We start from the raw sequence: 13,210 nt of genomic DNA on the forward strand, positions 1-13,210 counted from the left end.
TTTTCTGCCTTTATATCGAGCCAGCGACAAAGGCTTGTTCCAATAGCAGCGTTTTCAACTCATCACTCATATCTAGGTGTTCAGGGAATTGGATACCTAGCAGCCAGCCTTGTCTTTGCCTTTTCTTACTTACCACCTTGTAGACAAGATCGTCATCTAAGTACTCATTTAAGTCAGAATTAACTTTTATCTTCCAGCCGACATCAATATCTGATTGCTGGGTAAGATAGATACCGCACCCTGACGCTGAAAAGTCGACTAGTGTGGCATCCAGCGACAAGGTATCAAAAGTGACTTCACAGCTGAGACGTACTTTATACCTTTCGTGTTCACGAATAGGCTTGGTTGCAAAGTTTGAGGGTGGGCGAAGGAAGATTAGATGTGCTGGAGAGGTGATATGAGCCAGTACATTGGTTTTGAACGCGACAATGTGCCCAAGTTCGGTGTCGGTAATCGCACGAACAATAATATCAACGTTTGTGAGCTTTCTCAGCGTCAGTGCTTCTGTCGCTTTTTGCGTAAGCTCTAGGATGAGGTACTGATCTTCTTTGTGTCCGATATAAAGTGTACTGATCTGGATTGAGTCGTCTGGGCCAAATTCCAATACACCTGCTGTTTTTGTACCTGGCTTTAGGTATCTGAACAGTTCTAAGTTTTTATCTTTATGCATATTCGTTACTGAACAATGTTAATCGTTTGATAAAATAATATAACGCCCTGATAAAACTATGTCATTAGTTTCATTGAAGTCATTAGCAGCGTACAACAAAAAAGTGAATCGCTATCTCAAGTAAACAACGGCTTACTCTTGTCGTAAAACAAGATACACTGCTGACAGATATATACTTGATGGAGAAATAGTAAATGGAACTGGAAACCTTATTGAATACTCTGGCTGAAACCCCAGAGGCCGTGCAATTTGAAGATACAATGCAAGTGATCGAAGCTCACTATGATTTTTCTGAGCGCGAATTTCGCAATGGTGAGGTAGTGAACGCTGCAGGGCAGAATAATGGTTCGTGTAAGATTTTTGCTTTTGGTTTAGAGCAAGGCCTATCAGCAGAGCAAACACTTGCTTGTTTTGGTCAATTTTATCGTAACGACGTGCTAGGTTTTCCTGAGCACAGCGACCATCAAAATATTCGTAACTTTATGGTTCATGGCTGGAATGGTATCCAGTTTTCTCAGCCTGCGCTGGTTGCAAAAGTGAAGTAGACACTAACCAGGTAACGATTAGGTCGAAATTTAATCTCAGTATTTTGAAGCGAGAAAACAACCTCTCGCTTTTTTTGTCTATGTTGAACTGGCTAGTAACTTGCTATCCAGTAACTTACTAAATGGGCTCTAAACTACTGAACGGGCAGGGCAGACAAGCACTTACGACACATACAAACTCCAGCCTTTGGAATATCGCTAGTATCTCGTTTTTCTAACTCAAAACACCAACACGTCTCTTTGCCCGCACTGATATCGCATTGAGCTGGCTCATTACACTGTGGACATTGGTGAGTCGAACTCGCGCCACTAAGATTATCCATAACCGACGTTTGCTCTTCTTCAGATAAGCCTTTCCAACCTATAATTTCATCCATTGTTCGAAAGCAGCCACTACACATTCCGCCATTATTTTTACAAGCCGCTCGGCAAGGTGTTTTCATTTCTCTAACCTGTGATTCATTTGGGCTGAAATGTAGCATATTTGTTTCTTCTTGAAGAGCCGTTAAGCTAAGAAATTACTCAGTTAAATTTAGAAATGACCTCGTAATTTTTAGGCTTTTCATGTAGCATCTCGCCCCTTTTGTTGAGTGGGGGGATATTATGTTTATTGGATTTGATTATGGAACAGCGAACTGTTCTGTCGCGGCGATGGTTAATGGAGAGCCAAGCCTGTTACCGCTAGAAGGTAACAACCACTATATTCCCTCAACCGTGTTTGCGCCTACTCGTGAGAGTGTTTCTGAACATCTATTCCGCCACTTGAATATCAAGCCGAGTGATGCGATCGGTGAGCAAGTACTACGACGTGCGATTGCGCTGAACAGAGAAGAGAGTATCGACTTAGTGCCAGAAGACATGGCATTTGGTCAGGCTGCGTTGGACTTATATTTAGAAGACCCTCGCGATGTTTATTATGTTAAGTCCCCTAAATCTTTCCTTGGCGCGAGTGGACTGCATGATGTGCAGGTGAGCTTTTTCGAAGATTTAGTGTGCGCCATGATGGCAAATATCAAGAATCAAGCCGAACTCACGACTCAAGAGCAGATCAAGCAAGCTGTTATCGGCCGACCAATTAACTTCCACGGTCGAGGTGGTGAAGAGGCGAACAGACAAGCTGAAGACATACTGTCTCGCGCAGCTAAGCGTGCCGGTTTCCTTGATATCGCTTTTCAATTTGAGCCCGTAGCCGCAGGCCTTGATTACGAAAGCACATTAACTGAAAACCAAACAGTATTGGTTGTTGATATTGGCGGTGGTACCACCGATTGCTCATTATTAGAAATGGGACCAACGTGGTCTGGTAAAGCGGATCGTACCCAGAGCTTGTTGGCACACAGTGGGCAAAGGGTAGGGGGGAATGACCTCGATATCTATCTTGCATTCAAACAACTGATGTCACCTTTTGGTATGGGCAGCAAAGGCATTTCGGGTATTGATATGCCACTGACTCAATTCTGGAACCCAATTGCGATTAATAATGTTGAAGCTCAAAAGAACTTCTATTCAAGAGAAAACCTAGCGGCATTAAAATTACTTCGTAAAGAAGCGTCAGAGCCTCAAAAGCTAGAACGTTTGATGAAGGTTTATCACGACACTTTGGGTTACGGTATTGTGCGTAGAGCGGAAGAGGCCAAGATTGCGCTGGCAGAATCCCCTCAATATCGTGCTGCGATTAATGTTGCCTCTGAACTGGTCGAGGTAGATATCTCAGTCGAACAGATGGTTGAAGCGATTGAAACACCAAAGTCTAAGATGATTGAGTTGGTTAAAGAAGCGATTCAACAAGGCCAGAAAAAGCCAGACGTAATCTACATGACGGGTGGTTCCGCTCGTTCACCGATACTTCGTGAAGCCGTACAACAAGCTGTGCCGAATGTACCGATTGTGAGTGGTAATTACTTCGGTTCAGTAACTGCAGGTTTAGCTCGTTGGGCTGAGGTTTGCTTCAAATAAGAGTTCAATGATGAGTTATGAAGGGCAACCAGTCGCTGATTAGTTGCCATTTTTTGTTTTTCTCTAATGAACTTTCTATTGAACGATTTTTCCTAGCTCATATTGGGATTTGTTTCACAAAGCTAAATATTTCAGCTGAGCTCTACGTGTTACAAAATGTTTCAAAGGCAAAGGCGAGCCTCTCGATGGTCTGATGAGTTACCTTGGGTTTAGATTTTTAATGCTTTTTTAGTGATTATAAAATCAAAAATAATCAAAGTAATTATCTCAAAGAATGAAAAGAGCTCCCAGTGATTACTGTGTTATTTATTTGTTTTAGAAGGGATTTTTGTTTTTTATAGTGCGATTTTTTTTATTTTATATATTTTAATGCAACTTTATTATCATTCGTATATTAGGGTTTGGCTACTTGTTAAATACAGGTAACAACTTCTCCGTAAGCACGAGGTTGTTAGTGAATAACTCACCCAGTTACATAATGGATATGACAATGAATAAGAAACTTTTAGCGCTAGCAATTTCTGGTGCAGTATTTGGTACACAGGCAGTTGCAGTAGAACTTTACAACGAAGACGGCACAACATTCTCAGTTGGCGGCCACGTTTCAGTAAATGTGAATGGTTCAGAGAAAGGCGACACTGACGTTGGTACAAACTCTCCACGTATCAACTTCAATGCTACTCAAGACCTAGGTAACGGCTTCACAGCTGACGCTAAAGGTGAATGGGCTCTTAACTACCTTGATGGTGGTGACGATACATTTACAACTCGTCTTGGCTACGTAGGTCTTACTCATGAAGAGTTAGGTCGTGCAGTAGCCGGTACACAGTGGTCTCCGTACTACGATGTAGCTGCAGCAACAGATATGCCAATCGCTTTTGCGAATGACTTCCTATACGACAACCACGGTGCACTTGGTACTGGTCGTGCAGACAAAATGGTAAGCTACCGCAATGCTTTTGATTTTGGTGAAGCTGGTGAATTTAGTTTTGGTCTAGGTTGGCAGGGTGATAACGATGTTACTACTGAAACAGAAACGGTTGGTAACAACGGTTTAGTTATTACAACGCGTTCAACTGCATCTTACGGTGATCGTGTTCAAGCAACGCTTGGTTACTCTATTGCAGGTGTTAAACTAGGCTATGCATTTAACACTGGCGACTTCACTGAAGGCGGTGTCTCTAAGACTGCTGAATCTCACCTAGTATCTGCAGCATACGGTTCATACGGTTCTGGTTTATACCTAGCTGGTATCTACGGCTTTAATGAGAATATGAACGCTGGTCTTGTAAGTGGTACAACTCTTGAAGAGAGCAATGCTTACGAACTACTAGCAGCTTACGCACTTGCGAACAGCTTGAACCTAAGTGTGAACTACGAAGTTGTTGAAGGCGAAGTTCTTAAAGGTGGAACAACTACTACAGCTCGTGAAGAGTTAGCTCTACAAGCTGAATACAACTTCACTAGCAACTTTGTTGGCTACACTGGTTACCAATTCGATCTAAACGACGAAACTGGTTACAAGTCTGACGACAAGTGGACTCTTGGTGCTCGTTACTACCTATAAGTCGCAGACTTATTTAGCATAGTGTTTACTTCTTAAGTTTACCTTTTAGGATACTGTCCTAGACACCATGCTAAGCCCTCTCAAGCCTTTTGGTTTGAGAGGGCTTCTTTCGTTTTAATGCTCTTCAAATTTAACTGCCTACTTTAGTTTCATTTTCTCTAATTGATGTAAGCCGATGACTCTATTTCTGGAGGGTAGGTCGAGATATACACCGATATTTACCTAAAAGTATTCAAATCAATGAATTGAGCTCAAGATCAGAATTTAGAGATCGGTAATCATCTTGTCGAAGACTCTCATTTTATGATGCGCTAAACTCTGCTCTCTAAAAATAGTTCAGGGATAAACTATGAGCAGCGTTGTAGATCAGAAACAATTGATGAATTCGAAACGAACAGCAACCCCAACAAAAGTACTGTGTGTTGGGCGTAACTATGTCGATCACATTGAAGAACTTAACAATGCGATCCCTGACTCTATGGTGGTTTTCAATAAGCCAAGCACCAGCGTGACTTCCTCTCTTTCTTCGTTTCATCAAGAAGCACTGCACTATGAAGCTGAAATCTGCTTTATCGTTGAAAATGGCCAATACTCAGCCGTGGGCTTAGGGTTAGACCTCACCAAGCGTGAGTTGCAAAGTAGCTTAAAAGCGAAAGGCTTACCTTGGGAACGCGCCAAAGCTTTTGATGGCTCAGCCGTATTTAGTCGCTTTGTTCCAATTGATAACTTAGACCTTGCAGACTTAAACCTAGAGTTGTTTATTAACTGTGTTCGTGTTCAGAAAGGACATGTTGAGCAGATGCTTTACTCTCCAAAAACTATCCTAGAAGAGCTGTCTTCTTATACCACCTTACTAGACGGCGATGTTGTGATGACAGGTACGCCAAAAGGTGTTGGGGCCGTACATCGAGGCGATATCTTCCTTGGTCGCCTAAAGTGTGGCGATACGACATTGATTGAGATCGAATGGGTAGCAAGTTAATTAGTCTTTTCTATTTAGTTAATAAATTGGCTTTGTCGCTTAATGTTGGTTTTTAATTCGATTAAATAAACGTCGAACAACTGATTGCATCTGGAAGGGTGTTGGTAATTGATATAAAATCCGCCTCCGTTTTTATCAATGCTGACCCTCATGATCGACTTAACCATTTTACCTGTCTACCTGACTGCCGTTGTTGCACTTCTTCTTTTACCTGGCCCTGATATGTTACTGATTGCGAGTTCAAGCATGAGCTATGGCCGTAAGGTCGGCGTGTTTGCAAGCCTAGGTAATGCGACTTCTGGAATCATTCTGACAGTATTAGCGGCTATGGGTGTATCAGCGTTGATCGCAATGAGCCCAATAGCGCTTAAAGCTCTACATTTGTTAGGCGGCGCGTACTTGTTGAAGATGGGATGGGACTGCCTGCGAACAGAGCAGGGTAACGCGCCTGAGTTAAGCGATAACTTTGCAGCAAAAGCCTACTATCAAAGAGCGCTAATCAGTAACCTGCTTAATCCTAAAGCCTTGGTTTTCTTTGTGATGTTTCTGCCTCAGTTTGTGTCGACGAATATTGAAGCGACTTCCGGTCAGCAGATGCTTGTTCTGGGTTTATTACTGAATGTTCTCGGCTTAACGTTTAACTTTTTGCTGGTGGCGTTAGTGGGTACGATTGGTAAATCTCTCGTAGAAAACGCGAAGTTTCGTACCTATCAACAGAAAGTCATGGGCGGAGTTTTCATCGTGTTAGCTATCTGGATGTTGTCTTCTTTCTTTACTTCGTAGACGAATCAAATCAGACATCTTCTCGTGGTTAGCCGCTGAGACAAAAATGGACGCTACGAGCGTCCATTTTTTATATTTAACCGTTACATGTTGAACGCGCTAAATCGCTATGAATTCAACTCTTGTTGGTGTTGTTCAATCAGTTTCTCCATGTACTTCTCACCGCGCAGGCGAGTGTCTTCGTAGGTTTCTGTCCCTTCAAATTTTGTCACCGTCTCATAGTAGATCTTAACTTTTGGCTCAGTACCGGAAGGTCTTACGATAATGCGTGAACCATCTTCGAGATGATAGATGAGTACGTCACTTGCAGGCAGGTTAATGGCTTCAGTATTGCCTCCAATGACGAAGCGTAAAGAAGACTGCAAATCTTCAATTACAGAGATAGCGACACCGTTGATTGCTTTAGGCTGTGCCGAGCGGAGCTTAGAACCAATCGATGGTGAATCTGGGTCTAGTGCAATACTTCGCTGAGCGTTGGTATGAACCCCATGTTCAAATGAAATTTGAGCGAGAAGATCCCAAACTGTTCGACCTTGAGATTTTAACTCCTCAACCAATTGAGCAAACACGACAATAGCAGACAGCCCATCTTTGTCTCGTACTTGAGTACCAATTGTGTAGCCTAATGCTTCTTCATAGGCGAACAAGAAGGCGTTCTGATCATTTTCCAATTGCATGCCAATATTCGCTAACCATTTAAAACCTGTCAGCGTTTGGAAATAAGTCGCCCCGTGGGATTGAGCTACTTTTTCAAGCAATGTTGAAGATACGATACTGTTACCAACTAATTGGTTTTTGGTATGTGGCTTTGAGAGTAGATAATGAGCGAATAGCACGCCGACTTGGTCACCTGTTAGCATTTTGTATGAGCCATCATCTGTTCTCACTGCAACCGCAAATCGGTCTGCATCTGGATCGTTGGCACAAGCAATGTCGGCATCGACACTTTTTGCTAAGTTAACCACCAGATCCATCGCGCCTTTTTCTTCCGGATTCGGGAAGTTGACGGTCGGGAAGTTACCATCGGGCTCTCTTTGCTCGGCGACGCTGAACACCTTATGGAAACCAGAATCGTGAAGTAGATCCTCGGCCATTTGTGCGCCGACACCATGCATTGCGGTATAGGTGATGGTGGTGTTCGCCGATTCGATCTCGTCACTCACGTATGGGCTCTGATTGATCGCAGCGCGGTACGTTTGATAATAGCCTTCAGTTAACCACACCAACTTACCTTGCGTCTCAGCGTCACTTAGGCTCATTAAAGGGAGCGGCTTGGTCGATGCGATATCGATTTCAGCGGCAATACCCGCATCGTGAGGAGGAATGATTTGAGCGCCATTCTCCCAGTACACTTTGAAACCATTGTATTCCGGTGGGTTGTGGCTGGCCGTCACCACAACGGCAGCTGCGGCGTTGAAGTGCTCAATACCAAAGGCAACGATAGGGGTCGCCGCGACGTTCGAGGTTAGATAAACCTTAATGCCTAAAGCCGTGAGTACGGAAGCGGTATCAATCGCGAACTGCTTTGAATCTAAACGGCCGTCATAACCGACGACCACACCGCGAATGGTCGCATTAGCGACATGTTCGATTAAGTAGTGGCCGAGCCCGGTTGCTGTTTCCTGTATGACTAAACGGTTCATTCGATTTGGGCCGCATCCAACTTTGCCTCTAAGTCCTGCCGTTCCGAACTCTAATCGTTGAGTAAAGCGGTCTTCAAGTTCGTCGTGCATTCCCTCATCGATGAGGTGTTGAAGTTCTTCACGAGTTCTTGGGTCTGGGTCTCTCGCTAACCAATTCATAGCATCTTGCATAATCACTAAACCTATTAATGTCTGTATGACTTACTGTTGATTTAATTTAAGTGATATTGATTATCATTTCCATGAAAGCAATCGTAAAACTCGATATAAAATAAATTCCAACGGCAAGAGGGCACGTAGATTAAGCCACTTCAAATAATTGACTGTTTAGTAAGTAAACTTACCTTGAACAATTGGATATCACTAACTAGCCTCTTACATAAATATAACAAAATTTAACAAATTCGCCGTTTTTGAATCTTTCATGGAAACCTCCAACGCTTTTGAACCGTATTAGTTCTTAGGTTATATGAGGTCAGTAGCCCGTTCACAGGCTAGTTCCATGTGAGTTGTAGATTGAGATTCAGCCTTTTCATGTGTAGCCGGAATAACAATGAATGTTGTCCAGCTCGCAACGACATTTAGGTCGCAAGTATCCAATTAGGAAGGATAAGGAGAGATCTTTTGAAGAGATTACTGGTTAGGCTAGCGTGGCTTTTGAAGAGTTTTGTTGTGCTTTTAGTATCGCCTTTAGTGCACGCAAGCAGTGATTACAACATGACTCAAGGCGTCACTGAGATCAGTGGTAAGGTGTATGAACTTCATATGCTGATCTTCTACATCTGTTGTGCGATTGCCTTTGTTGTTTTTGGTGTGATGTTTTATTCGATTTTGAGGCACAGGAAATCGAAGGGCGCAGTTGCTGCCCATTTTCATGAAAGCACGAAAGTCGAAATTCTTTGGACCATCATCCCTATCATCATCCTCATCGCTATGGCGATACCTGCCACCAAAACCTTGATCGCGATGGAAGATACCTCCCAATCAGATCTGACCGTTAAAATCACTGGTTCACAATGGAAATGGCATTACAGCTATTTTGGTGAAGACGTCGAATTTTTCAGCCTTCTAGCGACCAGTGACAAAGAGATTGAAGGCCTCGAAGTGAAAGGCGCGCATTACTTGCTAGAAGTTGATAAGCCACTTGTACTGCCTGTTGATCGTAAAGTCCGTTTCTTGATGACTTCCGACGATGTGATTCACTCATGGTGGGTGCCAGCATTCGCCGTTAAGAAAGATACCATTCCGGGCTTTATCAATGAGGCTTGGACAAAGATAGATGAGCCCGGTGTTTATCGAGGTCAGTGTGCTGAGTTATGTGGTCGCGCTCATGGCTTCATGCCGATAGTGGTTCAGGCTATGGAGGAAAACGAGTTTGATGCATGGTTAGCGGACCAGAAAGAATTGGTGATAGCCGCACAACAAGCCGCGCAAGATGCATTAGATGCGTCACTTTCCTTGGCGGAGTTGAATACCATCGGTGAAGAGGTTTACAAAACTCGATGTGCGGTTTGTCACCAAGCAAACGGTGAGGGCATTCCTGGAGCATTCCCTGCCATCAAAGGAAGTCCTATTGCCCTTGGTGATGTGGATGTTCATATCGACACAATTGTTTATGGTCGTGGCGGTACGGCGATGCAAGCATTCGATAATCAGTTAACCGAGAAAGAGATCGCAGCGGTAGTAACTTATCAACGAAACGCTTGGGGTAATGACACCGGCGATATTGTTCAAGCTTCAGATGTGAACGCTTATAAGGCCAAGCAGGAAGGCAGTTCTGAAAGCTCAACGGATGATGCACAAAATGATGCTAAGGATCAGTTATGAGTTCACCAATCAATAAGCCGGTGAAATCGGCTCCAGCAGAAGACCAAGTACTGAGCCATTCTGCGGAAGGCACTTTGGGCAATAATGATTTGCCTGTTGATGATCACGACTCACATGCGGCACCTAAAGGTTGGGCTCGTTGGCTTTATTCAACTAATCATAAAGACATTGGTACACTTTATTTGTGGTTCAGCTTTGCAATGTTCTTAACGGGCGGCGCAATGGCGATGGTGATCCGTGCGGAGCTGTTCCAACCGGGTTTGCAACTCGTTGAGCCAGATTTCTTCAATCAGATGACTACAGTCCATGGTTTAATCATGGTATTCGGTGCCGTAATGCCTGCATTTACGGGTTTGGCTAACTGGATGATTCCGATGATGATCGGTGCACCAGATATGGCGCTGCCGAGAATGAACAACCTCAGTTTCTGGATCTTGCCTTTTGCGTTTCTAATCTTAATCGGATCTTTGTTTACAGAGGGTGGTGGCCCGAGCTTTGGTTGGACCTTCTACGCGCCACTCTCGACAACTTATGGCCCAGACAGTACCGCGCTATTCGTATTCTCAGTTCATATTATGGGGATCAGTTCGATCATGGGGGCGATTAACGTCATCGTAACCATAGTGAACATGCGCGCTCCGGGTATGACTTGGTTCAAGCTACCGATGTTCGTATGGACATGGTTAATTACCGCTTTCTTGCTGATAGCCGTGATGCCCGTTCTCGCGGGGGCTGTGACTATGGTACTGACTGACAAGTATTTTGGGACTAGCTTCTTTGATGCCGCTGGTGGTGGGGACCCGGTGATGTTCCAGCACATATTCTGGTTCTTTGGGCACCCCGAAGTGTACATCATGATCTTGCCATCTTTTGGTATTGTCTCAGCCATCATCCCTGCATTCAGTGGTAAGCGCCTGTTTGGTTATCACTCGATGGTTTATGCGACCTGTAGTATCGCACTGTTGTCATTCTTGGTTTGGGCACACCACATGTTCACCACGGGTATGCCAGTATTTGCCGAACTGTTCTTCATGTATTGCACCATGTTGATAGCGGTGCCGACCGGTGTGAAAGTCTTCAACTGGGTAGCGACCATGTGGCGGGGTGCTTTGACCTTTGAAACACCAATGCTGTTTGCGATTGCCTTCATTGTTTTGTTTACGATTGGCGGGTTATCTGGATTGATGCTCGCTATCGTGCCAGCTGATTTCCAATACCACGATACTTATTTTGTTGTGGCTCACTTCCATTATGTTCTGGTAACCGGTGCCGTGTTCTCGATTATGGCTGCTGCCTATTATTGGCTGCCTAAGTGGACCGGACATATGTACGACCACAAGCTCAGCCTGTGGCATTTCTGGACGTCGGTGATTTCAGTTAATGTACTGTTTTTCCCGATGCACTTTTTAGGACTAGCGGGCATGCCGCGTCGTATTCCTGATTATGCGATTCAGTTTGCTGACGTTAACCAAGTCGTGTCGATTGGTGGTTTTGCGTTTGGGTTGTCTCAGCTAATTTTCTTATGGCTAGCGATTAAGTGCGTAAGAGGGGGAGAGCCTGCGCCAAGTAAGCCTTGGGATAGAGCTGAAGGTCTTGAATGGACAGTACCAAGCCCTGCGCCTCACCACACCTTTACCCATCCGCCGAAAGTGGATTAGAGGGCAGAACCATGAGTGATAAGCAAAGCGATCCCAATCAAGATAAAAAACAACCTAAGCGCCTGTCTAATAAGCGATCGACCAAAAAGCTGACGGGCTACTTGGTGTTGAGCGTGGTTGCGATGTTTGGCTTCGGTTTCGCTTTGGTGCCGCTCTACGATGTCATGTGTGAGGCCTTAGGCATCAATGGCAAAACTAATACTGTTTCAGCGGTGCAACCTCAGGGAATGCAGCCAGACTACTCTCGTACGGTTCGAGTCGAATTCATGTCCCACATCAAGCCAGATATGCCATGGCAGTTTTCGCCTGAAGTTCGAGTGTTAGAGGTTCATCCTGGTGAGGTGGTTCAGACTAACTACATTGCCAAAAACCTTTCTGGAGCCTCATTGGTTGGCCAAGCCGTACCGTCGGTTTCTCCAGGTATGGGGGCAACCTACTTCAATAAGATGGAATGCTTTTGCTTTAATCAGCAGCCATTGGACGGGCACAAGAGCGCAGAAATGGGTTTGATATTTTACATTGAGCCAGATATTCCAGAATCGATACATACGCTGACGCTCTCTTACACATTATTCAATATCACGAATGAGGTGGGTGCTGCGGCCAATAAATCTGAGCCTAACGTACTCGCAAGTAACTAGGAATTTACAGAACCAGTATCAACATAAGGAGTTGAGCGATGAGTTCTAAAAAGGAAGTTTATTTCGTTCCACATCAAAGCCACTGGCCATTGGTGGGTGCTGTAGCACTGTTTTTGGTCGCGGTTGGCGCTGGCTTGACGGTGCAAAACATGGGTACCGACGCTGCTGGCGGCGTGTTTGGCAAAGCGGTGTTGTTAGTCGGGTTTGCTGTGCTGCTTTACATGCTCGCAGGTTGGTTTAGCAATGTGATCACAGAATCATTGAGTGGTCTCTATTCTGAGCAGATTTCTCGTTCTTTTAGACAAGGAATGAGTTGGTTCATCTTTTCCGAAATCATGTTCTTTGGCGCTTTCTTTGGCGCGCTTTTCTATGCTCGAATGATTTCTGTGCCTTGGATTGGTGGTGCGGGCAATAATGAAATGACCCATGAAGTATTGTGGCCGATGTTCCAATCAATTTGGCCACTAACGACGACCCCTGATGGCGTAACGACACAAGCCATGCCTTGGCAAGGTATCCCGCTTAAGAACACCATTATTCTGCTGCTTTCCTCTGTGACGCTGCACATGGCACATATCAGTCTTGAACAAAATAAGCGTATGGCTTTGATCGTGTGGTTGGAGATAACCATTGTTCTGGCTGGCTTCTTCCTGTTCTTCCAAGTTGAAGAGTATCTTCACGCTTATCAAGAGATGGGGCTGACACTTCAGTCTGGCATCTACGGTAATACCTTCTTTTTGCTTACTGGGTTTCATGGCTTACATGTCTGTTTAGGGACGATCTTTTTGATTGTGTTGCTGGTAAGGGTTGCGAAAGACCACTTCACTCCGAAAGACCACTTTGCGTTCCAAGCGGGCAGTTGGTATTGGCACTTTGTTGATGTGGTTTGGTTAGGCCTGTTTGTATTTGTCTATGTGCTTTAACTGCTGAGCCTATCG

12 protein-coding genes are annotated in these 13,210 nt (G+C 44.5%); 9 read left to right on the forward strand and 3 right to left on the reverse strand.

The window, feature by feature from the left end:
• Positions 1-10 precede the first annotated feature (10 nt).
• Positions 11-670, reverse strand: a complete 660-nt coding sequence (locus tag BCU07_RS16750; RefSeq protein WP_017066093.1) for a PilZ domain-containing protein — start codon at positions 668-670, stop codon at positions 11-13.
• A 194-nt stretch (positions 671-864) separates the two neighbouring features.
• On the opposite strand from BCU07_RS16750, the gene BCU07_RS16755 reads away from it, so the two are divergent.
• A complete protein-coding gene (locus tag BCU07_RS16755; protein WP_102428781.1) occupies positions 865-1,215 on the forward strand; it encodes a HopJ type III effector protein in 351 nt (116 codons plus the stop codon).
• 134 nt (positions 1,216-1,349) lie between these two features.
• Here BCU07_RS16755 and BCU07_RS16760 read toward each other — a convergent pair whose 3' ends face one another.
• Positions 1,350-1,658 (reverse strand): DUF1289 domain-containing protein, encoded by a 309-nt coding sequence (locus tag BCU07_RS16760; RefSeq protein ID WP_080582242.1) that lies wholly within the window; start codon positions 1,656-1,658, stop codon positions 1,350-1,352.
• Between the two features lie 160 nt (positions 1,659-1,818).
• Here BCU07_RS16760 and yegD point away from each other — a divergent pair, with 160 nt between their 5' ends.
• The 4 genes from yegD to BCU07_RS16780 all read left to right on the forward strand — a co-directional run bounded on the left by yegD (position 1,819) and on the right by BCU07_RS16780 (position 6,503).
• On the forward strand, positions 1,819-3,171 hold the full coding sequence (yegD, locus tag BCU07_RS16765; protein WP_017064846.1) for a molecular chaperone: 1,353 nt from the start codon (positions 1,819-1,821) through the stop codon (positions 3,169-3,171).
• Positions 3,172-3,661: 490 nt separating this feature from the next.
• A complete protein-coding gene (locus tag BCU07_RS16770; protein WP_102428782.1) occupies positions 3,662-4,738 on the forward strand; it encodes a porin in 1,077 nt (358 codons plus the stop codon).
• Between the two features lie 349 nt (positions 4,739-5,087).
• The gene (locus BCU07_RS16775) at positions 5,088-5,720 is read left to right on the forward strand and encodes a fumarylacetoacetate hydrolase family protein (protein WP_102428783.1); all 633 of its coding nucleotides are present in this window, start codon (positions 5,088-5,090) and stop codon (positions 5,718-5,720) included.
• 150 nt (positions 5,721-5,870) lie between these two features.
• Positions 5,871-6,503, forward strand: coding sequence for a LysE family translocator (locus tag BCU07_RS16780; RefSeq protein ID WP_017068640.1), 633 nt, complete (start codon positions 5,871-5,873; stop codon positions 6,501-6,503).
• 107 nt (positions 6,504-6,610) lie between these two features.
• Here BCU07_RS16780 and BCU07_RS16785 read toward each other — a convergent pair whose 3' ends face one another.
• Positions 6,611-8,317 carry a phospho-sugar mutase gene (locus tag BCU07_RS16785; protein WP_102428784.1) on the reverse strand — a complete coding sequence of 569 codons (1,707 nt, stop codon included), beginning with the start codon at positions 8,315-8,317 and terminating at the stop codon, positions 6,611-6,613.
• 453 nt (positions 8,318-8,770) lie between these two features.
• On the opposite strand from BCU07_RS16785, the gene coxB reads away from it, so the two are divergent.
• Genes coxB through BCU07_RS16805 form a run of 4 tightly spaced genes read left to right on the forward strand, consistent with a single transcriptional unit; the run spans position 8,771 to position 13,195 of the window.
• Positions 8,771-9,973: a cytochrome c oxidase subunit II gene (gene coxB / locus BCU07_RS16790; protein WP_102428785.1), complete on the forward strand. Its 1,203-nt coding sequence runs from the start codon at positions 8,771-8,773 to the stop codon at positions 9,971-9,973.
• Positions 9,970-11,631 (forward strand): cytochrome c oxidase subunit I, encoded by a 1,662-nt coding sequence (gene ctaD / locus BCU07_RS16795; RefSeq protein WP_017061756.1) that lies wholly within the window; start codon positions 9,970-9,972, stop codon positions 11,629-11,631. Before coxB ends, ctaD begins: the two co-directional genes overlap by 4 nt.
• Positions 11,632-11,642: 11 nt before the next feature.
• A complete protein-coding gene (locus tag BCU07_RS16800) occupies positions 11,643-12,272 on the forward strand; it encodes a cytochrome c oxidase assembly protein (RefSeq protein ID WP_102428786.1) in 630 nt (209 codons plus the stop codon).
• 38 nt (positions 12,273-12,310) lie between these two features.
• Positions 12,311-13,195 (forward strand): cytochrome c oxidase subunit 3, encoded by an 885-nt coding sequence (locus BCU07_RS16805; RefSeq protein WP_102428787.1) that lies wholly within the window; start codon positions 12,311-12,313, stop codon positions 13,193-13,195.
• Positions 13,196-13,210: the final 15 nt, after the last annotated feature.

The organism is Vibrio sp. 10N.261.54.E10 (assembly GCF_002877735.2).
In the GTDB taxonomy this organism is placed as follows: Bacteria; Pseudomonadota; Gammaproteobacteria; order Enterobacterales; family Vibrionaceae; genus Vibrio; species Vibrio crassostreae_C.